The sequence below is a fragment of the Microcoleus sp. S28C3 genome, assembly GCF_036700785.1.
GTDB classification, from domain to species: domain Bacteria; phylum Cyanobacteriota; class Cyanobacteriia; order Cyanobacteriales; family Microcoleaceae; genus Microcoleus; species Microcoleus asticus.
In genome coordinates this window covers 1-25013 of sequence record NZ_JAUBPO010000025.1, presented here as the reverse complement: position 1 = coordinate 25013, position 25013 = coordinate 1, and the positions used below count along the sequence as shown (strand labels likewise).

At 45.3% G+C, this 25013-nt stretch carries 29 protein-coding genes; 17 read left to right on the top strand and 12 right to left on the bottom strand.

The window, feature by feature from the left end:
- The first annotated feature begins 134 nt into the window (after positions 1–134).
- Complete coding sequence (locus QUA13_RS09895) at positions 135–422, top strand: YggT family protein (RefSeq protein ID WP_006631083.1); 288 nt, start codon at positions 135–137, stop codon at positions 420–422.
- A 258-nt stretch (positions 423–680) separates the two neighbouring features.
- On the opposite strand, the gene QUA13_RS09890 is transcribed toward QUA13_RS09895, so the two are convergent.
- From QUA13_RS09890 to QUA13_RS09870, 5 genes are all read right to left on the bottom strand, one after another.
- Entirely contained in the window at positions 681–1112 is a 432-nt protein-coding gene (locus QUA13_RS09890; protein ID WP_333198164.1) for a hypothetical protein, read from the bottom strand.
- 62 nt (positions 1113–1174) lie between these two features.
- Complete coding sequence (locus tag QUA13_RS09885; RefSeq protein WP_333198163.1) at positions 1175–2188, bottom strand: shikimate dehydrogenase; 1014 nt, start codon at positions 2186–2188, stop codon at positions 1175–1177.
- Positions 2189–2351: 163 nt separating this feature from the next.
- Positions 2352–3737 (bottom strand): P-loop NTPase fold protein, encoded by a 1386-nt coding sequence (locus tag QUA13_RS09880; protein ID WP_333198162.1) that lies wholly within the window; start codon positions 3735–3737, stop codon positions 2352–2354.
- Between the two features lie 1164 nt (positions 3738–4901).
- Positions 4902–7679, bottom strand: a complete 2778-nt coding sequence (locus tag QUA13_RS09875; protein WP_333198161.1) for a phycobilisome rod-core linker polypeptide — start codon at positions 7677–7679, stop codon at positions 4902–4904.
- 519 nt (positions 7680–8198) lie between these two features.
- Complete coding sequence (locus QUA13_RS09870; RefSeq protein ID WP_333198160.1) at positions 8199–8321, bottom strand: hypothetical protein; 123 nt, start codon at positions 8319–8321, stop codon at positions 8199–8201.
- 34 nt (positions 8322–8355) lie between these two features.
- On the opposite strand from QUA13_RS09870, the gene QUA13_RS09865 reads away from it, so the two are divergent.
- The 3 genes from QUA13_RS09865 to QUA13_RS09855 all read left to right on the top strand — a co-directional run bounded on the left by QUA13_RS09865 (position 8356) and on the right by QUA13_RS09855 (position 10187).
- A complete protein-coding gene (locus tag QUA13_RS09865; protein WP_333198159.1) occupies positions 8356–9537 on the top strand; it encodes a class I SAM-dependent methyltransferase in 1182 nt (393 codons plus the stop codon).
- Between the two features lie 135 nt (positions 9538–9672).
- Positions 9673–9804 carry a hypothetical protein gene (locus QUA13_RS09860; protein ID WP_333162884.1) on the top strand — a complete coding sequence of 44 codons (132 nt, stop codon included), beginning with the start codon at positions 9673–9675 and terminating at the stop codon, positions 9802–9804.
- A gap of 137 nt (positions 9805–9941) precedes the next feature.
- Positions 9942–10187 carry a hypothetical protein gene (locus QUA13_RS09855; RefSeq protein WP_333198158.1) on the top strand — a complete coding sequence of 82 codons (246 nt, stop codon included), beginning with the start codon at positions 9942–9944 and terminating at the stop codon, positions 10185–10187.
- 307 nt (positions 10188–10494) lie between these two features.
- Here QUA13_RS09855 and QUA13_RS09850 read toward each other — a convergent pair whose 3' ends face one another.
- From QUA13_RS09850 to QUA13_RS09840, 3 genes are all read right to left on the bottom strand, one after another.
- Positions 10495–11433, bottom strand: coding sequence for a transposase family protein (locus tag QUA13_RS09850; RefSeq protein WP_333198157.1), 939 nt, complete (start codon positions 11431–11433; stop codon positions 10495–10497).
- Positions 11434–11680: 247 nt separating this feature from the next.
- Positions 11681–11890: a hypothetical protein gene (locus QUA13_RS09845; RefSeq protein WP_333198156.1), complete on the bottom strand. Its 210-nt coding sequence runs from the start codon at positions 11888–11890 to the stop codon at positions 11681–11683.
- Between the two features lie 140 nt (positions 11891–12030).
- Positions 12031–12693: a hypothetical protein gene (locus QUA13_RS09840; RefSeq protein WP_333198155.1), complete on the bottom strand. Its 663-nt coding sequence runs from the start codon at positions 12691–12693 to the stop codon at positions 12031–12033.
- A gap of 229 nt (positions 12694–12922) precedes the next feature.
- Here QUA13_RS09840 and QUA13_RS09835 point away from each other — a divergent pair, with 229 nt between their 5' ends.
- Both QUA13_RS09835 and QUA13_RS09830 read left to right on the top strand, forming a co-directional pair.
- A complete protein-coding gene (locus QUA13_RS09835) occupies positions 12923–13129 on the top strand; it encodes a hypothetical protein (protein ID WP_333198154.1) in 207 nt (68 codons plus the stop codon).
- A 73-nt stretch (positions 13130–13202) separates the two neighbouring features.
- Positions 13203–13796: a Uma2 family endonuclease gene (locus tag QUA13_RS09830; protein WP_333198153.1), complete on the top strand. Its 594-nt coding sequence runs from the start codon at positions 13203–13205 to the stop codon at positions 13794–13796.
- Here QUA13_RS09830 and moaA read toward each other — a convergent pair.
- Positions 13793–14782, bottom strand: coding sequence for a GTP 3',8-cyclase MoaA (gene moaA, locus QUA13_RS09825; protein WP_333198152.1), 990 nt, complete (start codon positions 14780–14782; stop codon positions 13793–13795). The genes QUA13_RS09830 and moaA overlap by 4 nt on opposite strands.
- 186 nt (positions 14783–14968) lie before the next feature.
- On the opposite strand from moaA, the gene QUA13_RS09820 reads away from it, so the two are divergent.
- The 10 genes from QUA13_RS09820 to QUA13_RS09775 all read left to right on the top strand — a co-directional run bounded on the left by QUA13_RS09820 (position 14969) and on the right by QUA13_RS09775 (position 22695).
- Positions 14969–15421: a nitrate reductase associated protein gene (locus QUA13_RS09820; protein ID WP_333198151.1), complete on the top strand. Its 453-nt coding sequence runs from the start codon at positions 14969–14971 to the stop codon at positions 15419–15421.
- Positions 15422–16178: 757 nt separating this feature from the next.
- Entirely contained in the window at positions 16179–16634 is a 456-nt protein-coding gene (locus QUA13_RS09815) for an ATP synthase subunit I (protein ID WP_172184531.1), read from the top strand.
- 27 nt (positions 16635–16661) lie between these two features.
- Positions 16662–17417, top strand: coding sequence for a F0F1 ATP synthase subunit A (gene atpB / locus QUA13_RS09810; RefSeq protein WP_172184533.1), 756 nt, complete (start codon positions 16662–16664; stop codon positions 17415–17417).
- Positions 17418–17563: 146 nt separating this feature from the next.
- Positions 17564–17809: an ATP synthase F0 subunit C gene (atpE, locus tag QUA13_RS09805; RefSeq protein ID WP_172184535.1), complete on the top strand. Its 246-nt coding sequence runs from the start codon at positions 17564–17566 to the stop codon at positions 17807–17809.
- A gap of 26 nt (positions 17810–17835) precedes the next feature.
- Positions 17836–18303, top strand: coding sequence for a F0F1 ATP synthase subunit B' (locus QUA13_RS09800; protein ID WP_333198150.1), 468 nt, complete (start codon positions 17836–17838; stop codon positions 18301–18303).
- A gap of 87 nt (positions 18304–18390) precedes the next feature.
- Entirely contained in the window at positions 18391–18918 is a 528-nt protein-coding gene (locus QUA13_RS09795) for a F0F1 ATP synthase subunit B (protein WP_172184539.1), read from the top strand.
- Positions 18919–18921: 3 nt separating this feature from the next.
- A complete protein-coding gene (gene atpH, locus QUA13_RS09790; protein WP_172184541.1) occupies positions 18922–19467 on the top strand; it encodes an ATP synthase F1 subunit delta in 546 nt (181 codons plus the stop codon).
- Between the two features lie 118 nt (positions 19468–19585).
- Positions 19586–21103 carry a F0F1 ATP synthase subunit alpha gene (gene atpA, locus QUA13_RS09785; protein ID WP_333198149.1) on the top strand — a complete coding sequence of 506 codons (1518 nt, stop codon included), beginning with the start codon at positions 19586–19588 and terminating at the stop codon, positions 21101–21103.
- A 128-nt stretch (positions 21104–21231) separates the two neighbouring features.
- Complete coding sequence (locus tag QUA13_RS09780; protein WP_333198148.1) at positions 21232–22185, top strand: F0F1 ATP synthase subunit gamma; 954 nt, start codon at positions 21232–21234, stop codon at positions 22183–22185.
- 141 nt (positions 22186–22326) lie between these two features.
- Positions 22327–22695, top strand: coding sequence for a hypothetical protein (locus QUA13_RS09775; RefSeq protein WP_333198147.1), 369 nt, complete (start codon positions 22327–22329; stop codon positions 22693–22695).
- 35 nt (positions 22696–22730) lie between these two features.
- Here the strand turns inward: QUA13_RS09775 and QUA13_RS09770 are convergent, their stop codons facing one another.
- Both QUA13_RS09770 and QUA13_RS09765 read right to left on the bottom strand, forming a co-directional pair.
- Positions 22731–22943: a helix-turn-helix transcriptional regulator gene (locus QUA13_RS09770; RefSeq protein WP_333198146.1), complete on the bottom strand. Its 213-nt coding sequence runs from the start codon at positions 22941–22943 to the stop codon at positions 22731–22733.
- 57 nt (positions 22944–23000) lie between these two features.
- On the bottom strand, positions 23001–23213 hold the full coding sequence (locus QUA13_RS09765) for a helix-turn-helix domain-containing protein (RefSeq protein WP_006631112.1): 213 nt from the start codon (positions 23211–23213) through the stop codon (positions 23001–23003).
- 144 nt (positions 23214–23357) lie between these two features.
- Between QUA13_RS09765 and QUA13_RS09760 the strand changes: the two genes are divergently transcribed.
- Positions 23358–23801, top strand: coding sequence for a hypothetical protein (locus QUA13_RS09760; protein WP_333198145.1), 444 nt, complete (start codon positions 23358–23360; stop codon positions 23799–23801).
- A 258-nt stretch (positions 23802–24059) separates the two neighbouring features.
- Here the strand turns inward: QUA13_RS09760 and QUA13_RS09755 are convergent, their stop codons facing one another.
- Positions 24060–24860, bottom strand: coding sequence for a hypothetical protein (locus QUA13_RS09755; RefSeq protein ID WP_333198144.1), 801 nt, complete (start codon positions 24858–24860; stop codon positions 24060–24062).
- Positions 24861–25013 lie beyond the last annotated feature (153 nt).

The following is a 25013-nucleotide window of genomic DNA, read 5'->3' as shown; positions in this document are numbered from 1 at the left end:
CGGGAGACAGAAGGAACAAGGAACAACAAAAACGCTCCCCCTCTCCCCCTATCCCCCCACTCCCACTCCCCCAGCTATGCTAAACTCACAGTTAAAGTGTCTGTAAACTTTACTCAAAACTACAAGCAAAATTTATGAGTTCTTCAATAGGCCTTTTGGCAACCACGCTAGCGACATTTCTGCAAATCTATCTAGTCCTGATGATTTTTCGGGTGCTGTTAAGCTGGTTCCCCAATATCAATTGGTACGACCCCCCGTTTTCAATTTTGAGTCAGTTAACAGACCCTTACCTCAATCTATTCCGATCGATCATCCCCCCCTTAGGAGGGATTGACTTTTCGCCGCTGATTGCGTTTTTTGTACTTCAGTTCGGCTCGGAATTCTTGATCGGTCTTTTGACCAGCTTGCAAACATCATTGTAGTGGGAAAAGCTTAAGCTTTTAAGCATCTAGCCTAAATTGTTTGGCAGATCTAGCTGCCGGCAACTAAATTTTAGATTTGAGATTGTGACATGAACTCCCCGGTTGAAAAGCTGGGGAGTTACTCATACATTAGAAATGAGAAATTGCCAGCCACTCAACAATCTAAAATCTCCAATCTCAAATCTAAAACTGCACTGCGGTTTCTCAACAGCCAACCCAAAATCTCAAATTAGCAATCTAAAATCTCAAAGAGTTTCCTTAGCGACGAACCACGCCAGTAAAACCTGTAGCTTTAAATTGCTTGAGCTTCAAAGGTGTTCGTTGATTGGCGGCAACCGAAATTCTGAGCTGAAAATCGCTAACTCCGGGAGGAACTTCTTCTATAGACCCCAAGCGAGTCCGGTTTTGCATCACCGGATTTTCGTCGGCATCATAAATGCGGCCGAAAATATCGGCATTGACAACTGGTTTGCCGGAGCTATTTTCAGCTTTCCCAGTAATCAAAAAGCAGTTAGCTTCCATAGAACTGCCGCTGGTGACTGTTCCTTCTGCCATTTCTGCCGGACATTCGCGATAAGAAAGGTCGGAAAGTTTAATCTGCGTCAGAGCCCAAGCAGGTGGAGTGAATACCAAACTAAAAATTCCGATCAGGCAAGTAGCAAAAAAAAGGCTGATAGCTCGAAATTTCATAAATGGCAGCGCAAGTATATTTTAATTCTCAGCTTAGCGCGAATTCAGTTGTAAATTGCTACTTAGCTTAAGCCTAAATGCTTCTGCAAGGCGAGGCGCATCACATCGACTGGGACGGATTCTCTATCCAGCCAAATTTTTAAGGCGGCTGCTCCTTGTTGAACTAGCATTTCGAGTCCGTCAATAGCTCGCGCTCCGCGAAGCTGCGCATCTTTGAGAAACTGCGTAGGATTAGGGGTGTAAATTAAATCGTAGACGATCGCACCTGCTGAAATTCGATCGATCGCAGCATCCGCAACCGGCGACTTTTCCCCCTGCGGATACATTCCCACAGGCGTCGTGTTCACCAGCAAATCTGCCTGCGAGATTAACATTGACAAATTATCCCAAGTATGGACCTGCAAATTCTGCACGGGCATCGGAGAATTGACCCAACTCTGCTGAAATTCCGCTAAATTTTGTTCGCTGCGACCGACAACGTGAATCTCTGCACATCCCAATTGAGCGCATCCAGCCACAACAGCTCTCGCCGCCCCGCCATTCCCCAAAATTACCGCTACTTTCTGACTCCAATCGGAACCCCCCCTAGCCCCCCCTTGGTAAGGGGGGGGACAGGATTCAACAGCCCGTGTTTCGTGGGAAGGCGAATCTGATTCGACCGCCGTATTGCCCGTTTCTAAGGGAGAAATCGCGTCTTTAGCCCCCCCTTGGTAAGGGGGGGTTGGGGGGGTTTGCAGCGGCGCGAGAAAGCCTTCAACGTCAGTATTTGTGCCGCACCAACCTTTGTCAGTCAGGTATACGGTATTGACTGCGCCGATCGCTCGGGCGATCGGGGAAACTTCCGACAACAGCGGTAAGATTGCTTGTTTGTGCGGAATCGTGATGCTAAATCCCCGAACGCCGATCGCCGCAAATCCTGCAAGAGCAGCTTTTAAATCCCCTGGTTTTACCGGAAACGGCAGGTAAACAAAATCGACTCCCAAGTGGGAAATAGCAGCATTGTGCATCGCCGGCGACAGAGAATGTTCGACGGGATGACCAATTACTCCCAACAGTTTAGTAGTGCCTTTAATCATTTTTGTTAGTTGAGTGTTGACTGTTAACGGTTGACTGTTGACTGTTGAGTTTTGTTAGTTTTCATACCAGATCCTGCTACAGTTGCGCCCTTATTCTTTTGTCGGCTAGGAGTGAACTTCGTTGGTTCAGAAGCGATTTGCCTCGCCGAGTGACTGTAAACCGTCAACTGTTAACTGTCAACTCTCCACTATCAACTGTGTGCCGAAACTCTTTGGCGTCAGCCAAAATCGGATTGACATCAAACCAGTAATCCTCGCCGTAACGGTATTCAAACACCCAGAGACTGCGCAGCAAGATTTGGTATTTAGTTTCCCCACTCACAGTTTTGGTAGCGGATACTTGGCGCAGCAATTGCCACTCATCCGGTTCGATCGCCAAAGTAAGCTGGTGGCGGCGCTGGACGATCACATTTTCCAAAGTTTCCCGCGACAGAGGAGGGTCTTGTTTCTGCAGACAGCTATACAGCAGTTGCAGCAAATTGCGGACATGACCGCCGCTGACTCGACAGAGGCGATCGAGAGTTTCCGCAGAGTCGAAAACTTTGCCAACCAAAGCATAGCGCTGCGAAGGCTGCACCGTCGGAAAAGCCCGCGCCAGAACCATCTGCCGCAGCAATTCCACACCCTCAGAGCACTCAGAACCGTCGCTCAACTGCACAGGCACCATCGGCAAAACCTTCGGATCTACCCCAAACCGATTGGTCAACTGGCCCAAATCGTTAGAGAAAATCAGCACCAAAGGAATTGTATACACGACGTGGCAATTTAGTCTGGCCAACTGTTCGCCGCGATCGACAAACAGGTATTCCGGCTGCAGCCGCCCCGTCGGTTTCGCGCACAGGTGTATGCGATCGAGATTGTCGATAATTACTACAAGTCCTTGTTTCCCTTGGCGTTTGAGTTCTTGATTAGCCGGCTCCAGCAACTCCTTATTCAGTGCATCTAAAATTACGTTTGTTCGCGGCTCCAAATATTGCCTCAACTCCGATCGCAAATTCGGAGCATCTTTCGCTTTAGCAGTAATTTTTCCAATTCCCAACGCCAGAGAAAATTCTCCCTCCGTGCTGGCATTTATTTCCCCAAAACCGGGGACATTAGCTTCAGCCCTCAAATCTATTTGAGTTTGAAAAACCTCAGCAACCCCTTTGAGCAAAGCTTTAAAACCAGTCGGTTGCAGCTTGATTTTCATTTTCTCGATGCTTTCGCTCACCTGACGAGCAACGCTCAACAAAATGTCAGTGATATCTACATCTGCCATGTCTAAGTCTTTACTCGACTCAAAGTAAACAACATGAAATCCTTGTTGCTGCAATTGAGCTTGCAGCCGCAGCAATTCTGTTGATTTACCAGAGCCGATGTGACCGGTGAATAATTGACAGGTAGGTGCATCGGGGGACAGGCGGCTGATGGTGCGCTCCAATTGTTCTACAATTGTGCCGCCCCGCACTGATGAGAAATCGATATAGTATTGTCGGTCTTTTTGATTTGCTACTGCCAGGGTGTAGCTGGGATTGCAGGCCCTATAAAATTTCTGTAAATTTAGTTCCATACCCTGTTCCATCTTTCACAACATTATGCCCTAATACCTTATTCATTTAGCTATTTTACTAATCAGAACAAGTGGCCAGTTTATTCTAATATTTTATTTGATCGCCAAGATCTCGATGTAGCTCATAAAATTTTAGATTTTAGATTTGGAATGACTCATCACTATCGGGGTTTGAAGCTTGCCTACATTGGTATTTTTTTTTTACTTCTATCAAAATACGCACTCACCAATTATACCTAATTTTTGCAGGCTGGGCATTAAGGGAAGTCACTAATACCCGATAGATAACTAGGCAATTGCTCTGTCTGTGGCGATCGCGATTTTGTATATTGAAATCAAAGACGAAGAGTTGGCGGTAATGTTCTCGCGTCAAAGTAGCTATTTTAGTACGGTTAACCGAATGTAGAAAGGGCGGGTACTTGCACCCGCCCCGATGCAATTATCAAGTCCAGATTGGCTCAAATCTCAAACCTCAAATCTAATTGCAGCAGCAAATCCAGTGCCAAATTTAAAACTGTTTGCTGCACCGATTCAGCAGATTTGACCCGCCCAAAAACGGATACTTGCGAAGGACAACAGTCGTAGAGAGAGCAAAATTTTAGACTCTTGTTCAATTTCCCAGATTCATGTGTGTAGTAAATCTAAAATCTAAAATCTAAAATCTAAAATCTAAAATCGACTGACAGTGCTATTTTCCATAAATCTTACCATTCGTTCGCGTACACCTGCTGAAGCCTGGTTTTGACCTGTGACCAGCCTCTCCATCGCAATAACGTAAACTTGAAAGTTAGGAAAAACAACAGCCAAAAATAAAACGGATACTAGAATCGTAGCAGTTTGATTAAATTAGGGCTTACCCACGCTTTCTTCAACAACTCGGTTTCTTCCTATATTTATCCTTGCTAAATCTCTTATTTTGGTAAAAACCGGGTTTCTTAGCACACTCTCTCTTCCCTAAATCTGCGGTCTCTGCGCCTTCTGCGGTTATTTAAAAAACTCTTTATCCCCAATCAAATAAAACTTTCATATTCTATTCATGTGCGTGTATCTGCGGTTAAAAATCCCCAAATTATACCAAAAAAAGGGCTGGTAACTACACCAGCCCTTCAACTAATTTGAGACGTTAAATTAACAGCAATTTAACATCTCAAACCTCAAATCAATCTAGCTTCTGTCGATCGCAGCCGCAGGCTCAAAACTCGGAACCACAATCTCACCATTCTGCTTAGTCAACTGGTTGTACAGTCTTTCAGTATTCGGGAAATTAGCAGCCGGTAGAGTCGGAAAGCGGCGGTAAGGAACAGTATCCTCACCAAAAGCATCAGCATATTCAACGCTGTTCAACATCGCGTTGATAAAGCCCTTAATCCCTTTACTTGCCAAGATTTGGTTGTAAGTCCGAATCTCCGCTTGATTGCGAGGAGCGCGGCCCAAGAAGTGCTTTGTGCCCAACTCAATCACCTTAGTATTTGGATAAGGTGCGTAGAACTGTTTGACGTACAGCGAGGAACAACCTAAACTTTCAATGAACTCCTTGAGATTGATTTCATTGTTGCCAAGTTTGCTTTCCAGCGCTGTGAATTCATTCTTCACAACGTAGGGATTCAAGTCGCGTTCAAAAACTTGACGGTAAGCAGCTTGAATTAAAGTTTTCAAAGCTACCTTGTCCGAAGTAGTCGTCAGCTTAAAGACCTTAGTTTGTTCGCGTCGCTTGCTGACACCTTGAGCAATCCGATTTTGCAGATCCAAATCGCCCCGATCGCCTGCTACACCGAGTTCGATAAACCGAGGCGTGTCCGCAACCTGAGCTTGGAGATTTTGCTCAGCGACGGAACTCGATCGCATCGTCCGCATCGACAAACCACCGGGAGTCACGTAGCGCTCGTAGGGCACTGTATCTTCCCCGAAAGCTTCGTTGTACTCCAGACTGTCGATGATGCCATCGACCAGCGCGTAGAAACCCTTCTTGGCGCAAATGTCAAAGTAAGCGTTCATTTCCTGGCGGCCGTAGGTAGGGCGTCCCAGGAGTCGGCGGTGAATGTACTCGATCGCCTTACAAACGTACAGCTTGCTCCAGTACATATTGCGGAACACGTCAGACTTCGCCAACATCCGAATAAACTCGCGCATCGGAATGTCGCCGTTTTCCAGCTTAATTTCCGCCACCTTTTGGCGCTGGCCGTCGAACACGTCGCGACCGAACACTTGCAGGTAAGCAGCCCGAATCACCGCTTGAGTGGAACTTTCGGTATATTTGACACTGGAAGCATTGCTGTAGCTGCTGGAGGCACCGCGGGCAGTTTTCTTGGAAGCAACATAGTTGCTCGGTAACTGGTCTAATTTAAAGACCTTGGGGCCCAGAGAACCAGGAGCAGCACCGCGAGCCGCCGGATTGCTCAACTGATTGTCAATCCCCGCACCTTGACGGATCAGGATACGGCGAGTGTCTTTGCCGAAGGGAGCTGGACGGTTTTTGGGGTTGCGAGTTTCTTTCGGGAAAATCGCGCCGAACTGAATTTCTAAGGGGTCATTGCCAACACCGTAAACGTGCTGGTCTGGTAGCGGCTGAGTGTAGCCCGCAAACAAAGTGATGAACTGAGGAACCTTGCGGAACGGAGCGCTGAAATTGAACAAATCAATTTGCGGGCCCCAGTTGCGACATTCCTGAGCTTCTTGACCCAAACCGCGCAGGTAAGGCACGGTTTCTTCGCCGAAGTAGTCGGAATATTCCTGGGAATAAACCATCGCGTCTACGAGGGCTGCCAGACCGCCTTTAGTGACGATCGCAAAATACTTGCTGAACTCCTCCCGCGAGCTTAAACCGCGGCCTAGGAAGTGACGGGCGGCCAATTCTACAGCACGGCTGTTGACAAACGGCTCGTAGAATTGCTGGCGGTACAGAGGAGATTTACCCAATCGGCGGATAAACTCTTTCATCGAGATTTCGCCGTTTTTGACCTTGGATTCCAGGTCAGAAATGCTTTGGCTGTATGCGCGGCTAATGTCGCGCTCGAATACTTGGCGGTAAGCTGCTTTGATTACTTCTAGCTTTTCGGCCGAAGACAGGCCGGTTTTCATGACGAATTTCGACCGTCGCTCGGCTGCGTTGAAGTAGATTTGAGGCAGTTGCAGCCCTTGCTGGTCGTTGCTTTCGCGCTGCCGCACCTTGTCTGAAGGTGTGGGAGCTTTGAATTCGGTAATCGCTACCTCGAAATATTGTCCGACGATCGCCGCGGCCTCTGCATTGTTTCGGAAATAGCCCAAAGATGCTGCCTTCATTTCCTGCATTGCCACAATTGTGGCCGCCGAAGAGCAAGCATTTTCGATGATTTCCCGCAGTCCGCGCACGTTCACCGAAATAATATTCGGGTCGCCAGCTACGATCGCGTAGGTGATGTAGCGCAAAAACCAGCTCAAGTCCCGCAGAGATTTGGTCATGTTGCCCGGGCCGTAGCGCGAGACATTGATCGGCTGAAATCCTGCTGGGATTGGGCCGTTGTAGCCGCCACCGTTGCCAGAAAACAGATTTCCCAGCCCCAAGAATCCGCCGCCGCCGCCTGAGCCGTTGCCGCCGCCTGCGCGACCTTCAACGTAGGTGACATTTCCTAGTTTCATGCCTTCAGAGACATTCGCCGAGCCGCCGCGAGCCGCGCCTGCTACAGCCATCACAGGTTCTTGCGGTCTTTCCAAAAATGCCAGCGGGGAACCGCCGGTAAAAATCCGGTTGGCTGCGCGGGATACAATCAGTTCCGAGTTTTGGGTCAGCGTCTCAGAAATCGAGATCCGAAGAGCCCCTGAACTGAAGTAATTTGCCAGTTCGCTGAGTTCGCCCCGCTGTAGGAAGCGGTCTTGCTGTTCTGCTTGCGAAATTGTTGCGACTGGTACAGTTTGATATAGTTGCGGACGTGCAACTGAGCTTCCACCACTTGCCTTTACAGTCATTAGACTCCTTAGCTCCCTATCTAAATCGTTGAAGCATTTACCCAGACTAACCTTGCCTTCTCATGCAGGTAAAATTAGGTATTTTTGCTTTGTTTACTTTTTGCCTTTACCTGTCACGAGGTTCGGGCGCGCTTACTTTCTTAGATTAAAATGTTTTGGTTTCATCTTTCTGCCGGGAAATGTCCGACCCGAAGGCAGGCAGGGGGCACTCCCTCCGCGGAGCTCCGCCCGTAAACCCGTGGAAACAAAGACTTGGCAGGATAGTTGCCTTTGGGCGATTGCAGCAAGTGCCGTCAATTAAGGGAAAAGAAAATCTAAAATTTTCTTCTGCCTTTTTCTGGGCCTCTTGCTCTCTTGAGAGACGCCTCCGCTTTACCCGAAAGCTCAGCGGTGGGTTATTGACAGTCCTTGTTTGTTAAAAAGCCTGCCGAGATTTATTGTATAGATTTAAGAGAGCGTATATGAGAAAAAATGATAAGTTTTATTACGCAGAAGCTGTCAGGGCTTGGCTATCAGGGGTTAGTCGATCGCCCGATCCCTTTCTTTCAGGCTTGCCCAACTTGACGAAGCGACACTTTGGTTGCGAGTAACGAAGCAATAGAAGTGCATCGCGTAGCGCTGTTCGCCCGTAGCTACTGACAACCAATCTCAAAACCCACGCACTACTACCTCACCTATGGATACTACGCCTGATATCAGTGCTGCCGTGCGGCGGCTTTACGATACTTTCCCTTTCCCGCCCGATCCTTTGTCAGATGAACCGCCCCCTGGGTACAACTGGCGCTGGAGTTGGCCTGATGCTTACAATTTTTGCACCGGCCAAAAGCCGCCAAAACTCGATATTCGGATTTTAGATGCTGGCTGCGGCACTGGTTCGAGTACCGATTATCTGATTCACCTCAATCCCGAAGCTTCGGTGACGGCGATCGACCTGAGCGAGGGTGCTTTGAAAGTAGCACAAGAACGCTGTCGCCGATCGGGCGCGCGAGCCGCCGATTTTCGCCACCTCAGCTTGTACGATGCCGCCGAGTTAGAGGGCGAGTTTGATTTGATCAACTGCGTCGGCGTACTCCACCACTTACCCGATCCGATCCGGGGCATTCAAGCGCTGGCGGCGAAGTTGGCGGAGGGCGGTTTGATGCACGTTTTTGTGTATGCTGAGCTCGGACGCTGGGAAATTCAACTCATGCAAAGGGCGATCGGACTTCTCCAAGGCACCCAAAAAGGTGACTATCCCGATGGTGTGAAAGTCGGCCGTCAAATCTTTGCTTCTTTACCAGAAAACAACCGTCTTGTCAAGTACGAAAAGCAGCGTTGGGCAGGAGAAAATCAGCGAGACGAATGTTTTGCTGATATGTACGTTCACCCGCAGGAAATTGACTACAATATTGAGACTTTGTTCGAGTTAATTGATGCTTCGGGATTGGAATTTATCGGTTTCTCAAATCCGGGATATTGGCAGTTAGAAAGACTTTTGGGGAAAGCGCCGGAATTGATAGAAAGAGCTCAGGGTTTGACGGAACGGGAGCTTTATCGATTAATTGAATTGTTGGATACGGAAATCACTCATTACGAGTTTTTCTTGGGGAAAAAGCCTGTTAATAAGATTGATTGGTCGGACGATAAGGCACTTTTGGCGGCAATTCCAGAGTTGAGTGTGTGTATGCACGGTTGGCCCAGTCAACAAGTGTTTGATTGCAACTACCAATTGCTCAATTTGTCAAGTGCGGAATTTGAGTTTTTGCAAGCTTGCAATACCAAAACTGTGGGAGAGATTTTGGCGGATGTGGAGATGGGATTGGATGAAGTGCGATCGATCTTATCAAAACAGCTCATTTTGCTAACACCGAAATTATAGGGCTTTTTCATTATTTGAACGAACCGCGAAGACGCCAAGAGCGCGAAGGAAGAACTGCATCTCTTTCTTTCTCTTCCTTCGCGTCCTTCGTGCCTTCGCGGTTCATTTAATCTTACTCCTAAAATCCCAAATGGATTGACACAGGCCCCCGTCTGCGGCTACGCTTTGAAGTTAGAGGTTGCTTTGCTTGTAGAGGAAGTAGCCCGCGTCGCCCAAAAATCTAGTTGCACTGCCCAAAGCTGTTGCGAGCAGCAATGGACAGCATAACCGCCAAACTGGTATCAGCAGTCTGGAGGCTAACGGAGTATGATAACACTCTCTGTAGCCGCCCTGCTATGCGTTGAAAAGCGGGGCGGCTGGGTTTTTGGGTTTTTCTAGAAAACCCAAAACCAGGAGAACATATTATGTCACAGGAATTCTTGCCTGACGACAACAAATTTGCACGACCAAATAACGACTCAGCAGCAGAATCGGAACAGGATGTGGTTTGTCTAACGGTGACAGGTTCGCCCAAGGGTGTCAGGGAAACCATACTCACCTTGTACCGCCTGGGATTTGCCCAAGTTGGCGATTGGAGTCCCCTACAACGTGCAGCTAATCCGAAGCAAGTGATGAGTGTGCTGATTCGCCGTCGGAAGCGCAAAGCGTAGGTGTTTGCTCGTTCCCAGGCTAGAGCCTGGGAACACATTCCATGAGCATCTGCCTCCTGTTTTTGTTTTTATCCGCTAGCGAGGCAGAGCCTCTGGCTCTCGGTTCCCAGGCTAGAGCCTGGGAACCAGTAGACATCTCCGAAAACAGTCAAAGCCTCTGTGTAGTTAAGCTCTTTGACGTAAATGTAATTATCCTAAATTAGCTAGTGTGCACGAGAAAACAAGACTTAGAGATATTTATTGTTGATAATTAGAGCAAAATATTGAGTGAGCTGGGTTAATTTTAATCGGACGCCTGCACCGCTTTTTATAATGGTAATATTAGCGCTCCAATTCGCAACCTTACTATTCCACAAATCGTTAAAATTACTTGCTCATATTTTTGGGGATTTAATCTAAATCTTTCTTGGGCAACTCGAAATATCTTGACCGTTCTAATTCGATGTTCCACAAAAATTCGGCGAGCACAAAACGCTTTATTTTGTTCTTTTTGTTCGTTTGTTAATTCTCCTTTCCTGGGTTTTTTAATGGGAGTTGTTATTAAATATTCTCCAACGTAAGCTTTATCTCCCTTAAATCTTTGTTGAGGATCAAACTCTGAGCGATATTCTCGGAATAAGGTTATATCGCTTTTAGGTCCAGGTTCTCCTGCCACAACATCAACTATATCTCTACCATCTGGCAGGATAATTATTTGACTTTTAAATGTATGATTACTCTTCTTGCCTGAAAAGTATTTTTCTTGTTCATCACGAGTTCCAGGTCTTTCTCTGACTTGTTCGTAGGTATCTACTATTAATTCATATTCTGTGAGTATTTCCTTAACTATTGCGTGGTCAGCAGCGTTTTTTTTTACTTGTTCCAGCAAGCTAGATGGTAGCAATTCTCGCAGGCGCGGAAACCAATAGTTAAATGTATCATTAGCTGTAGACTCACTTACTCCAAACTGGATGCCCAGAAGTTGAAATGTTGTCATATGCCTAAGATAAACCAAGGTTAAAATTATTTGTTCGGGAATAGATAGTTTGGGTTTTCGACCTCCTCCACGCGCAATAATTCTCACTTTCTTGGATTCTAGTAAAGCTTGTTTTTCATGATGTACTCGTTCGGCATTTTGGAGCAATTGTTGTAACTGTTCATATTCCCGACCAATTAATCGCTGTGTTTCTTTATGATTCTCTTCAATATGATTCAGGATGTCGCTCATGTTTCTGTGTAAAAAATGTTTCTTATGTTCTTTTACCACATAATGTTACTATTTTGGAGATGTCTAGTTAATAAGACAAATATCAGGCACGTTATTTTACAAAATCAGGATAAGAGCATATCCTGATTTAGAGGCTGAAACATCTATAAATCAAGCTAGCCGGGGATACTCACATTTTCCCGCCTAAGTCCTGTAACCCTTGAAGATTCATTAAGGTATGGGTATAGTCATAGCCAATAACTAAACCATTAAAAATCAATCAAAAACACGATTTTTTAGAAATATGCTAATAAGGAGAATTCAAATCAATCTTAAGCTTTTGCGCCAACTTATAAATTAAGACACTAATAGAATGGTAGTCCATAATTCCCACAACTGTACCACAATTAGCACACTGGATAGAAACTAATTCAACAGTATGATTACGAACTTTAATAGGTATTGACTCAAAATTATTTAACGCTTGACAATTAGGACATTTTGGAGTTGCAGCCATATTGTTACCAAAATTAATTTATTAAAGGTAGCGAATATCAGAAAAATAAAATAAGTAAATACCGTCCTAATAAAGTACGGTTATCCAGAATCGACATTTAGTTTTATTGTTAGTAGATAGACTAAAAAACACTATTGATATCAAAAATTAAAATCATTTTCATCTTTATTCCAACTTTTCTGCCAATCTTTAAGCTCGCATAAATTATTATCTTTTGAATCACCTAGCACAAATCCATCAATACGGCTTAATCGTCCTCGCCAAAGACCACTTGTCGTGGTTCCAATTACAGAATTTCCAAATATAATCGTTGGAGAAGTTAAATAAATAAACTCACGATCTATGACTTCTTTTTGTTCTTGACGGTGATAATGTTTATTTTTAAAATATCTAAATGTATCTAATAATTTTTCTATACTTTCAAGCGTAGGATAAATTGAAACAGTATCTATAAGGATATGTTTCATCAGCCTAAAAAAAGAATCCTCACTGATCAAGTAACCGCTAATAACTGTACCTTGAACAAAAAGAGTGATATAGGTACTTATTGAATGTCTCTCAGCAAGTTCTACCAATTCCATTAGAAACAAATCAGTATCTGAAGATATTAAACTTTTTTCTTTACCATTAAAAGAAGGTTCTACAATATACTCAATACCTATTATAAATTTGGTTTCGTTAACACTCACCATTTCTTCTTTTAAAACTTTTGATTTACTTTTAACTATAACTTCAACACTTTTTTCTAGTTCTGAATATGTTAGATTACTAATTTTAATTAACTCGCCTACGTTTAAACCCAAATCAAAATCCTACCTAGCAATCTCGGTTACAGTAAAACTATCTTCAAGAGATTGAGATAAAGAATCATTTCTAAAGGTACGCATCATTATATATGATGTAATCATAAAAAAACTTTCCTAAATTACAGTAAAGTAGTTTAACACAAAACATTTTAAAGACATCAACCTTTTACGTCTAATGGTTTGAAGCGAAAACTTTACACCACAAGCAATTCAAAACGCTCCGACCGTGGCAACCTTGCCAGACGTTAGACCCACGCTAAACCCGCAAACTTTGCCTGTGATGCAACTCTGCCAGCCTTGCTACTGCCACAGGTGGAATATCCCAAAACCCGCTAGACCCCGCCAGATGGTGCATTTTGTAGCCTTGCTTGTGGTGTCGAGTCGATCGCCCCGTGTCGATCAGACAGTGCTACCCAGCTTGTTAATTCAATGAAAATCACTGCGGCCACCGCTTCCCTCGGATGTGTAAATATTTTAATAACAATAGCAATCCTGGAAGGTAAAAGATGACACAAGCCCACAAACAGAAACTTACCTTTGAAGAGTACCTCACCTATGAGGACGACACCGACAACCGCTACGAATTAATTGACGGAGAGTTAGTAACATTGCCACCAGAATCGGGCCCCAACAATTTCATTGCTAACTATCTACTATTCACTCTGGCTAGTAGCGGGTTCATCCCACTGAGGCTGATCAGAACACATATGTGCGAAATCCAAGTTCCGATCCTGCGGGAGGGCGACGCAGCTAACCGCTACCCAGATTTGGTGGTTTTGCGCCCCGAACACATCTTGCTGACAGCAACCAGGCTAACCATCACCCAAACTATGCCACCTCCTCAGTTGGTTGTCGAGGTTGTTAGTCCAGGTAGAGTTGGGCGCGATCGCGATTACATTAGTAAACGAGCTCAATATGCAGCGCGGGGTATCCCTGAATATTGGATTGTTGACCCTCAAGAGGAGATAGTAGCGGTACTACGACTAGAATCAGGTGAGTATGTCGAAGTTGGGGTTTTTCAAGGGGAACAAGCGCTGATATCGCCGACTTTTCCGCAGTTGAACTTGACGGCCCAACAAGTCTTGGAAGGGGAACTTTAGCCGCCGATTTGAGACATGGTGCGGCTGTAATTTCCTTGAGTAGTTCCCGAATCTCGCTGCTTGAAATTAATCTCCGGTTTAATATTCAATATCTGCTGCACTCGATCGCGCAATTCGCTTGTAGGAGTCCCGCTGCGGAGAGCAGTTTTTAAGTCAATTTGACCTGTTTCGTTCAGCAGACAAGGCCGCAGCCACCCGTCTGCAGACAAACGCATCCGGTTGCAGCGATCGCAAAAACACTCCGACATTTGACTGATAAATCCTAAAGTACCCTTCGCCCCCGGAATTTGAAACACATCCGCCGGCCCGTTACCGCGAACTCCCGATTCTGCTAACCCGTATTTGTCGCTAATTTGTTGCCGCAATTCGGCTGATGCTACCCAACCTTTATCGCCAAATAAATCCCCATTCCCGATCGGCATAAACTCAATAAATCGAACGTGCCAATTCCGGTTAATTGTTAACGCTGCTAAATCCAATATTTCGCCGTCATTGACACCGGGAATTACCACAACATTCAGTTTTAACGGGTCGAATCCAGCTTGATAAGCCGCTTGAATTCCCTCCCAAACCTGCGTCCATCGAGAACGCCCCCGACTACCAATTATCTTATCGAAAGTCTCCGGTTCCAGCGAATCCAAACTGATATTAATCCGGCGCAAACCTGCACTGTAGAGATTTTCGGCCATTCCGGCGAGCAAAAATCCGTTGGTTGTCATGGATAAATCTCGCGTTTGGGGCAAAGATGCGATCGACCTCACCAATTCCACCACCCCAGGCCGCAGCAGCGGTTCCCCACCCGTCAACCTAAACTTGGTAAATCCCACGGGTATAAAAACTTCGCGCAGCAGAGTTAGCAATTCCGAGTGAGTTAACAACTGCTGCTGCAATACATAGTCCAACTCGCTACCTTCCGGCATACAGTAGAGACAGCGGAAGTTGCAGCGGTCAATCAAGCTAATCCGAAGGTAGTCTACGGTATCCATGTCAATAGTTTGTAATATTATTTAATTATAAATGCTGACTCGATTTTCTGCAATTATTGATAGAGAGCAATAAACCTGCATCAATTTCTTTTCACCTTCCCCCTCCTCTCTTACTCTGCGCCCTCTGCGCCCTCTGCGGTTAATAAAAAAAATATCATTCACAACTCAAATAAACTTGCTAAATATATGTTTTTTGAATTTGAAGCTGATTTTGTGGAAGCCCTGCGCTGCATCCCGATGCAGGTACGTCTCAAGTTAGATACTTGCGGTATTAAATTAAAGTTGCAGGATTGGAATCATTTTAACCAAGCAGAACGTGAAATCCTTGTAGAGAAACCTTGCTTGACACCAGCAGAAATTATTGATTACCGAGAACAGCTAAATAAAATATTAATTCAACACACAGGCAAACCGGGAACTGATTTGGCGGTTGATGAAAATCCCCCGTGGATGGATGCTGCAACTGTACCCGAGTCAGTTTCTGCAAAAGCGCAAGAGCTCGGGGTGACAATTTCTTTGGCACAGTGGGCGAATTTGCAGCCTCTACAGCGATTTGCTTTGATCAAGCTTAGTCGATCGAGCCACGAAAATAAAAACTTTCTCCCGGCTGTTAAAGAGTTTCACCTCGTTGAATCATAGGTCACTTGCCCTGCCTCTAGTTCGTACTCTGGCTAACAGTCCCGCACAAGACTGCACGAACCGCCTGTGCATAGACTCCTGTCAAGTTATTTTTTGTATCTAAAACTACTAAATGCTGGCTATTTTCAGATATCGCCTCTAAAATCAGTATCAAAGACTACTAATTACAGGAAGCCGATCGCGGACTTCTGTGCAGATGTAGACTGAGACGAAGCATTCGGGTATCGGCCCGGACAACAAGTTGAGTTCAAAGCACAGCCTGAAACCTTTGATAATGTTGCTTGCTACGAACCGATGATGGTACCCCCATCTGGCTGGAGAACGATCCCGTACCCCTCTGCCCTCACCAACTGGGAGTAGTTTCGACCGCAGTGATTGACGCTGGTTGCTGGTTAGAACCTCACCGTTCATCGCTATCGCCGCAAAAGTGCTAAAGTTGAGTCCAGAAGACGGGCGATCGCGACAACATTATAAATATTCATAAAATCTGCGGCTGTCTGCATAAAAGCCTTCTAGCTTCAGGCTTCGGAACGGTTCTGCCCCCGCGCCGAGCGAGGTCAAGTGGCTCAGGCAGACCGTTCTGAGAAACCCATCAAAAAATTCATTTTTTTTAAGTTATGTTACCTGCACGTGGTATTATTCGATGTGAAGTGTGCGATCTGTAACGTTTGTCACACTTGTCGCTACAAGACGGTTTCAACCGAATTAATTGTAGTGGGAGTCAACTAACACCGACTGCTTTGAAAGTCAAGTAACCTTGTCAGATCAATCTCGCGCATCCACCGCCCAAACGCAGGACATCTCTCAGACAGGTTCGTCCGAACCGGAGTCCACTGATGCTATGCAAGATTTCTACAAACTTCAGCAACAGTTGTTTGTAGTCACACTCGCTTTCACGGGAATAATTTTTATCTCTGTGTGGATTTTTTATTCGCTCAACATTGCCCTAAATTACTTGATTGGGGCGATCGTAGGTGTGGTTTACTTGAGAATGTTGGCCAAAGACGTTGAGCGCCTCGGCCCGCAAAAGAGGAGTCTGAGTAAAAATCGGTTGGCTGTATTTATTGGGTTGATTGTAGTAGCAACTCAGTGGAATCAGCTACACATTTTGCCCGTATTTTTGGGATTTCTGACATATAAGGGCGCGCTCGTGTTTTATATGCTGCAAAGCCTGTTCATTCCCGATCCCGTCAATGGGTCAGGCAGTCGGTGAACCCTCCACTGTGTGAACTTCTTGTGAATGGAAATGCTAAATGTCTTAAATGCCTTTAATGCTCTTCCCTTCGCTGTGTTGGAAGTTGGCAAGCATTTCTACTGGCACATAGGCAATCTCAAAGTTCACGGGCAGGTATTCATCACCTCCTGGATTGTGATTGCTCTGCTCCTGATAGCTTCCCTGGCGGCAACTCGCAATATGCAGAGAATTCCGCGCGGAATGCAAAATTTCATGGAGTACGCCTTAGAATTCATTCGAGACTTGGCTAGAAATCAACTCGGCGAGAAAGAGTACCGTCCCTGGCTGCCATTTATTGGCACTTTGTTCCTGTTTATTTTTGTATCGAATTGGTCGGGGGCCTTAGTTCCTTGGAAACTAATTAGGTTGCCAGAAGGCGAACTAGCTGCTCCGACCAACGACATCAACACGACGGTAGCACTTGCTTTGCTGACTTCTCTGGCATATTTTTATGCGGGTTTCAGCAGGCGGGGTTTGGGTTACTTTAGTAAGTACATCGAACCAACCCCAATTTTGTTGCCGATCGCCATCTTGGAAGATTTCACCAAGCCTCTTTCCCTAAGTTTCCGTTTATTTGGTAACATTTTAGCGGATGAATTAGTGGTAGCGGTGCTGGTGCTGTTAGTTCCCCTGTTTGTACCTCTGCCCGTAATGATGTTGGGTCTGTTTACCAGTGCGATTCAAGCTTTGGTATTTGCCACCTTGGCAGGAGCTTACATTCACGAAGCATTGGAAGGACACGGCGACGAACACCACGATTAACACTCTGGAATTGGTTAATGGCTAATAGCGATATGTCAGAAATCAGCAGTCCAATGACTAATGACTGATGACTAATTACCAATTACCAATTACCAATTACGCACTATCTGTTTTTCAATCTGTACACAAAGTTAAGGAAATTTATCATGAATCCGACAGTTGCTGCTGCTTCAGTTATCGCCGCAGGTTTAGCTATTGGTTTGGGCGCGATCGGACCTGGCATCGGTCAAGGTAATGCCTCGGGTCAAGCAGTAGAAGGTATTGCCCGCCAGCCGGAAGCAGAAGGCAAAATTCGCGGGACTCTCCTGCTGAGCTTAGCATTCATGGAATCCCTGACCATCTACGGTCTGGTTATTGCATTGGTGCTGCTGTTTGCTAATCCCTTCGCTTAATACTGAAGGACTGCAAAAAGGGGCGGATGTCTTTCCGCCCCAAAACAAAGGAGGAACTAAAAGTGTTTGATTTTGATGCAACTTTGCCTTTTATGGCGTTGCAGTTCCTAGTTTTGATGGTAGTCCTGAACGCTGTTTTCTATAAGCCCCTGACAAAGATGCTCGACGAGCGGGATGAATACATCCGCACCACTCAAGTGTCTGCTGGGGAACGCTTGGCGAAAGCTCAGAAATTAGCGCAGGAATACGAACAAAAACTGGGAGAAACTCGCAAACAGTCTCAAGCAGTAATTGCTGCGGCTCAAGCAGATGCCCAAAAAACCGCGTCGGCAAAAGTAGCTGAGGCTCAAAAAGAAGCTCAAGTGGCGCGAGAAAAGGCAGGACAAGAGATTGAGCAACAAAAACAAGAGGCAATGCGCTCGCTGGAGCAAGAAGTAGATGTCCTGAGCCGACAAATTCTTGAAAAGCTATTAGGCACTGCACTGGTCAAATAGCTCGATCGAACAGTTTGAGATTTTGGGTAAATACTCAAATCTAAAATCGGTTCACCAAACCTGCACGCGCAATTATGGAAGAGTATCATGGGGACTGTTTTATTGCTAGCCACAGAAGCTAGCGGGGAAGGTGGTTTCGGTTTAAATTTCGATATTTTAGAAACCAACCTGATTAACCTGATCATTGTTATTGGATTGCTGTTTTACTTCGGGCGCGGCTTTTTAGGGAACATCCTCAGCGAAAGACGCTCCGGCATCGAAGAGGCAATTAAAGAAGCAGAAACTCGCCAAAAAGATGCAGCAGCAGCTCTAGCAGAGCAACAGCAAAAATTGACTCAAGCGCAAGCAGAAGCGGAACGGATTCGATCCGCTGCTGAAGAAAATGCGAAGAAAGCCAAAGAAGCAATTCTAGCTCAGGCAGCGCAGGAAGTTGAACGCATGAAAGCAACAGCAGGTCAAGAGTTGGAAGCAGATCGAGAAAGAGCGATCGCCCAACTCAGATCTGCTGTTGTATCTATGGCATTAGAAAGGGTGGAAGGCCAGCTAAAAACTAGCTTGAACGAAAACGCTCAACACCAATTAATCGATCGCAGCATTGCGTTACTGGGAGGCTAGAAAGTGAGTAAAGTCAGCACCGAAGTCTTACAGCCTTACGCATCCGCTTTGATGTCACTGGCTAAGTCTAACAACCTCTCAGAGCAGTTCGGCGAAGATATCCGCTCCTTGCTGAACCTGCTAGAAAATTCCGAGGAACTGCGCCTGTTTCTAGGCAGTCCACTGGTGAAACCGCAGGATAAAAAAGCCGTAATCGATCGAATAGCGGGATCAGAAATGAACCCGTTGATGCGGAACTTTTTGCGGCTGTTAGTAGACAAAGGACGGATTCTTTTTTTAGAAGGAATTGGCAAAAAATACTTGACCGAGCTCCGAGAACTCAACCAAACTGTTTTGGCGGAAGTTACCTCGGCTGTCCCGCTTTCAGACGCTCAGCAGCAAACTGTTCGCGAGAAAGTGCAGGCGATGACAAGCGCAAGGCAAGTAGAAATTGAAACCAAAATAGACGCAGATTTAATCGGCGGAGTCGTGATTAAAGTAGGCTCTCAAGTGATTGATGCCAGCCTGCGAGGACAATTGCGCCGCTTGGGATTTCGCTTGAATTCTTAATAGTTAATAGCTGATAACTATTAGCTAATTTAGTTAGCGGTTAACTGTTAGTAGTTTTGAACAACTGACAATTGACAACTGACAACGGACAACTGACAAATAATAACTGACAACTGACATGGCAGCAATCAGACCAGACGAAATTAGCAGCATTATTCGCCAGCAAATTGAGCAGTACGACCAAGATGTTAAAGTTTCTAACGTCGGTACGGTTCTGCAAGTAGGCGACGGTATTGCCCGGATTTATGGCTTAGATAAAGCTATGTCCGGGGAATTGCTAGAATTTGCCGACGGCACTGTTGGTATTGCACTGAACTTGGAAGAAGATAACGTCGGCGCTGTGCTGATGGGACAAGGACTCGGCATCGAAGAAGGTTCGGTGGTAACAGCTACTGGCAGAATTGCTGAAGTCCCCGTGGGTGAAGCAATGTTGGGACGGGTAGTAGATGCTTTGGCCCGTCCGATTGACGGCAAAGGGGACATTAAAACTACTGAATCTCGCTTGATTGAATCTCCGGCACCGGGGATTGTTTCTCGCCGTTCTGTTTACGAACCGATGCAAACAGGAATTACCGCTATTGATGCGATGATTCCGGTGGGAAGAGGACAGCGGGAACTGATTATCGGTGACAGACAAACCGGTAAAACTGCGATCGCGATCGACACGATTATTAACCAAAAATCGGAAAACGTGATCTGCGTTTACGTGGCGATCGGTCAAAAAGCTTCTACAGTAGCTAACATCGTCAACGTCCTGCAAGAAAAGGGCGCGATGGACTACACGATCGTAGTAGCAGCCAACGCTAGCGACCCCGCAACCTTGCAATACTTGGCACCCTACACAGGTGCTAGCTTAGCCGAGTATTTCATGTACAAAGGCAAGCACACTTTGGTCATTTACGATGACCTTTCCAAACAAGCACAAGCTTACCGCCAAATGTCCTTGTTGCTGCGCCGTCCTCCCGGTCGCGAAGCTTATCCCGGAGACGTGTTTTACCTGCACTCTCGCTTGCTAGAACGCGCTGCTAAATTGAGCGACGATTTGGGCGAAGGCAGCATGACTGCTTTGCCAATTATCGAAACCCAAGCTGGTGACGTTTCTGCTTACATTCCGACGAACGTAATTTCGATTACCGACGGTCAAATCTTCCTTTCTTCTGACTTGTTTAACGCTGGTTTGCGTCCGGCAGTAAACCCCGGTATTTCGGTATCGCGGGTAGGTTCGGCGGCTCAAACTAAGGCGATGAAAAAAGTAGCCGGTAAGGTGAAACTGGAATTGGCGCAGTTTGAAGAACTGGCAGCATTTTCTCAGTTTGCTTCTGACTTGGATAAAGCTACTCAGAATCAATTGTCGCGGGGCCAGCGCTTGCGGGAACTGTTGAAACAGCCGCAAAGTTCGCCTCTGCCGATGAACGAACAAGTGGCTGTAATCTATGCCGGTATTAACGGCTATATGGATGACATTCCTGTGGAAAAAGTCAGCAAGTTTACAGTTGGTTTGCGCGACTATTTGCGGACTAGCAAGCCGAAGTACGGCGAAATTGTTCAAGGCGGAAAGGCCTTGACTGATGAAGCTGAGAAACTGCTGAAAGAAGCCATCACTGAATACAAGCAAAGTTTTCTAGTTTCTGCGTAGAAAAGTAGAAATTTTGAACCGCAGATGAACGCGGATTAACGCAGATAATCTGAAGTTGCTCTGCGTTACTCTGCGTTAATCTGCGGTTTTAATTAAGAAGATGCGGGCAAGGATGTAAGGAGAAAGTTATGGCAAATCTGAAAACTATTCGCGATCGCATTAAGTCGGTCAAGAACACTAAAAAGATTACAGAAGCAATGCGCTTGGTGGCCGCTGCTAAGGTGCGCCGCGCTCAAGAACAGGTGACTGCAACTCGGCCTTTTGCCGATCGGCTGGCAGAGGTATTGTACGGTTTGGCGGAACGCTTGCAGTTTGAAAACCTGGATTCGCCGCTGCTGAGAAAACGCGAAGTGCGATCTGTGGGACTGTTGGTAGTTTCGGGCGATCGGGGTTTGTGCGGCGGCTACAACAGCAACATCATCAGATACGCCGAAAATCGCGCTAAGGAAATCAAAGCTGAAGGCTTAGACTACAAATACGTATTGGTAGGACGCAAAGCTACTCAGTATTTCCAGCGCCGCGAACAGCCGATTGATGCTACTTACGCTAACTTGGAACAAATTCCCACAGCACCGGAAGCTGCACAAATTGCTGACGAATTGCTTTCTTTGTTCCTGTCGGGAACTGTGGACAGAGTTGAGCTAATTTACACCAAGTTTGTGTCGCTAATTAGTTCGCGTCCGGTAATTCAAACTTTGCTGCCCCTCGACCCCCAAGGTTTTGAAGTGCAAGACGATGAAATCTTCCGCTTGACTAGCAAAGGCGGAGAGTTTCAAGTATCGCGCGAAAAGGTTTCTGCACCTACTAAGAAGAGTTTGCCCCGCGACATGATTTTTGAGCAAGATCCGGCGCAAATTCTGGATGCTCTTTTGCCCTTGTATTTGAACAACCAATTGCTGCGGGCTTTGCAAGAGTCTGCTGCTAGCGAGTTGGCGGCGCGGATGACGGCGATGAACAATGCTAGTGAGAATGCTAGCGATTTGATCGGTAGTTTGACGCTGACTTATAACAAGGCGCGGCAAGCGGCAATTACTCAGGAAATCCTGGAAGTTTGCGGCGGTGCTGAGGCTTTGAATGGTTAGGTTAGGGTTGACAATTTGTTGATTTTATGGTAGGCGTCTGAGGGAACTCAGGCGCTTTTTTTAAGATAATTCGGCTGCACGAGCTTTCACCTCTGATATAGTCGAAGTATTGAACGCGATTGTGCGATCGTCTTTAAAAAAATGGCAAAAAAAATCTGGATTGTCTACAAAACCGAAAGCATGAGTGATCCCGGCTGGGAAGAACGTCAGCTTATGCCGAGGGGCGGTCTCACTAATATACTTTGGGAAAATTGGACTTGGGAAGAAAACCCAAAAATTCCTCAAGTAGGGGACAAAACCCGCGATTATGAAAATTTATCTGACCCGGGTAATGGAGTCACCCACGGGAAAGATGGAGATTGGGTAGTTACTCGCGTTCAGCAGTTTTTTGCTTCCGATACTGAGGAGCGAATTGTGGTGTGTTACTGTTCTTACCAACCTGTTACATCGGATTGGGAAGCACTACAACGGGGTGAGTCTGTCAATCAGATGCTAGCAACTGTCGAATAATATTGACTGGATAATTAGTTCCTAAAAGCGCTCGACTATTCCTGCACAATCTCATACAAATCTTCGATCGGCAAATCAAAAGTCCTCGCCAACTTGTGCAAGGCTGTCACGTCAACTGTTGCTAATCCAGGCGATCGGGCATAGGTTCTGAGCGTACTGTAGACTACTCCCGATCGCTCTGAAACTTCTTTCAGCGTCCAGCCCTTCTCGGCAGCGAATTCTCGCACCCGCAACTTAATTAAGCCCATAAGCTCTTGACAAGTGATTGAGATAAGTCATCCGATTGTACTGTAAAAAGCGATCGACTACTCTTTGACGACCTCAACCAAATCTTCCACCATCACATCAAAAGTACGTGCCAACTTCAGCAGACAAGTAAAATCAACCATTGCCATCCCCGGAGAACGTGAATAGGTGGTGAGTGTGCTGTAAATGACTCCCGATCGCTCAGAAACCTCTTTGATCGTCCAGCCTTTCTCAGCAGCAAATTCTTTAACCCGCAATCTAATTAAACCCATTGACAAAAAACTAGATTTAGTTTTTAATAAAAATATCGTAAAAAGCGATCGCCCCCAGGTCTGGAAAACTAAAAAGCGATCGCCTATCCAAATTCAATCCCTTTACAAAAGTTTGCACTCTTTACAAAGGATTTGCTTAATATCATGTTAACAAAATTTTCGCGAAAATCAACCCCCAGACACAGATTGAGCCGGTTTGTGACGAAAGAGGCGATCGCGCGGCTGCTGAAAATCAAGGTAGAACAAATATATCGCTTCGAGTGCTGGGCGCATATCCTGTACGTGCACGCCAAAGGCATGAGTCGGTTTGTCAGTTATGCCGACTTTTCGCCTGTTTTGGGAGTGGAATCGCCCTCTGGTTTAGATTTTGGTTATTGGAAGCGCCGTTGGGCGAGTCAGAAACAGAGACACGCGCCGGATTTTTGGGTGGATTTCTATGCGGCGAGATTTCAGAAAGCTGTTTGTGTTTCTGAATTGTTGGAGTGGGGGGAAATGGTGGGGGTGATTAAGTTTATGTTGCGATCAATAGCCGTGGAGTCGCTGCGAAAGGTTTACGCACAAGAGAAATCTCTACTGGAACATTTCTAAATTAGTCTTAGACGCACGGGTGCTTAGAAACCGGGTTTTTTGCCGCCCAGAAGATGCCTTACAGTTTGCAGATACGGTAAAAAACCCGGTTTCTGTGGTTTTGATCGGTCCAGGAATGTAAATGCTACTGTTTCTCCTACGCCAAACCCTGCGATACAAAACCCGCCCAATAATGGGGGCTGATAAAGAGCAATTCTTTCTGGCTAAGGAACTCTAATCGATAACGAAATCAATCCTATTGATCTTTATAACTTTTAACTATCTGGCTCGTCTCCTTGATGATTGTGAAGGTAAACTGCTAAAACCTCTTTTCCATTCACACCGGAAAGTTTTACCTATTAATTTTTCTAAGCAAATGACTTTAATATTAGAATTATGACAAGCACCATATCCATTTTGTATATTAATAATTTCACAGCCTATACCTTCTAAATCATTAGCAAAGGAAATTTCTCCTTTATAATCTCCATCATCAACAGAATCACCTTCTTGCAGAGATTCATCCAGTTTCCAACATACAATATGATCGGTGACGACTAATGGATGGTTAAATAGCTCATAGGTTGAAAATATATATTTATATTCTAATCCTTTGAGTTCTTGTTGGAATCTTTCATCATTAAATTCGGTGGCTAAACTATCAATTCCTTGACCGGAAAAATTTAAAAACCTTAACCAAAACTTAGAGTAAGGAGAGCTTACAGAAACCAAATGAGCTAACAGTGTATATAACGCACCTACCCCATGTTCTTCTCCTAGACTAGGAACAAAAAATTTTTTACTTTTTAAAAATTTAATATCTAAAATATAAAAATGATCTCTTTGAAGGATTGAATTTTTAACTTTATTAAATTGCTTGACTTGAACTTCGCTTTTTGATTCACTAACTTCATTTCCTATTCTCTCTATCAACTGTTTAAAACCTTTGCCATCATTCAATGATCGATCTAAAGATTTTTTAATTTCTTCTAAAAAATCGTCATTTCTTAAAATTTTAATTGAGGATTCACTTAAAGAATTCCTGTTTGTTACTAGCAGAAAACTACCGTTAATCATCAAAGTATAATGGGTCTGAGCTTTATTATTACTTAAAACTCTATAATCGTGTAATAAGCTATGATTAAATATTTCATTATAATACCAATTTACTATGAAGTTGCACTTAATATAGCTTCAAGGATATAGTCCCAACCACAGAGGGATAAAACTTCT

What these genes read in the sequence shown, in the direction of transcription:
- QUA13_RS09775 (WP_333198147.1), top strand. Translation starts at nt 22,327, where the DNA reads ATGGCAAAAAAAATCTGGATTGTCTACAAAACCGAAAGCATGAGTGAT.
- QUA13_RS09780 (WP_333198148.1), top strand. Translation starts at nt 21,232, where the DNA reads ATGGCAAATCTGAAAACTATTCGCGATCGCATTAAGTCGGTCAAGAAC.
- atpE (WP_172184535.1), top strand. Translation starts at nt 17,564, where the DNA reads ATGAATCCGACAGTTGCTGCTGCTTCAGTTATCGCCGCAGGTTTAGCT.
- QUA13_RS09800 (WP_333198150.1), top strand. Translation starts at nt 17,836, where the DNA reads ATGTCTTTCCGCCCCAAAACAAAGGAGGAACTAAAAGTGTTTGATTTT.
- QUA13_RS09760 (WP_333198145.1), top strand. Translation starts at nt 23,358, where the DNA reads ATGTTAACAAAATTTTCGCGAAAATCAACCCCCAGACACAGATTGAGC.
- atpA (WP_333198149.1), top strand. Translation starts at nt 19,586, where the DNA reads ATGGCAGCAATCAGACCAGACGAAATTAGCAGCATTATTCGCCAGCAA.
- atpB (WP_172184533.1), top strand. Translation starts at nt 16,662, where the DNA reads ATGGAAATGCTAAATGTCTTAAATGCCTTTAATGCTCTTCCCTTCGCT.
- QUA13_RS09865 (WP_333198159.1), top strand. Translation starts at nt 8,356, where the DNA reads ATGGATACTACGCCTGATATCAGTGCTGCCGTGCGGCGGCTTTACGAT.
- QUA13_RS09765 (WP_006631112.1), bottom strand. Translation starts at nt 23,213, where the DNA reads ATGGGTTTAATTAGATTGCGGGTTAAAGAATTTGCTGCTGAGAAAGGC.
- QUA13_RS09885 (WP_333198163.1), bottom strand. Translation starts at nt 2,188, where the DNA reads ATGATTAAAGGCACTACTAAACTGTTGGGAGTAATTGGTCATCCCGTC.
- QUA13_RS09895 (WP_006631083.1), top strand. Translation starts at nt 135, where the DNA reads ATGAGTTCTTCAATAGGCCTTTTGGCAACCACGCTAGCGACATTTCTG.
- QUA13_RS09880 (WP_333198162.1), bottom strand. Translation starts at nt 3,737, where the DNA reads ATGGAACTAAATTTACAGAAATTTTATAGGGCCTGCAATCCCAGCTAC.
- QUA13_RS09830 (WP_333198153.1), top strand. Translation starts at nt 13,203, where the DNA reads ATGACACAAGCCCACAAACAGAAACTTACCTTTGAAGAGTACCTCACC.
- QUA13_RS09875 (WP_333198161.1), bottom strand. Translation starts at nt 7,679, where the DNA reads ATGACTGTAAAGGCAAGTGGTGGAAGCTCAGTTGCACGTCCGCAACTA.
- QUA13_RS09845 (WP_333198156.1), bottom strand. Translation starts at nt 11,890, where the DNA reads ATGGCTGCAACTCCAAAATGTCCTAATTGTCAAGCGTTAAATAATTTT.
- QUA13_RS09890 (WP_333198164.1), bottom strand. Translation starts at nt 1,112, where the DNA reads ATGAAATTTCGAGCTATCAGCCTTTTTTTTGCTACTTGCCTGATCGGA.
- QUA13_RS09820 (WP_333198151.1), top strand. Translation starts at nt 14,969, where the DNA reads ATGTTTTTTGAATTTGAAGCTGATTTTGTGGAAGCCCTGCGCTGCATC.
- QUA13_RS09770 (WP_333198146.1), bottom strand. Translation starts at nt 22,943, where the DNA reads ATGGGCTTAATTAAGTTGCGGGTGCGAGAATTCGCTGCCGAGAAGGGC.
- QUA13_RS09855 (WP_333198158.1), top strand. Translation starts at nt 9,942, where the DNA reads ATGTCACAGGAATTCTTGCCTGACGACAACAAATTTGCACGACCAAAT.
- QUA13_RS09795 (WP_172184539.1), top strand. Translation starts at nt 18,391, where the DNA reads ATGGGGACTGTTTTATTGCTAGCCACAGAAGCTAGCGGGGAAGGTGGT.
- moaA (WP_333198152.1), bottom strand. Translation starts at nt 14,782, where the DNA reads ATGGATACCGTAGACTACCTTCGGATTAGCTTGATTGACCGCTGCAAC.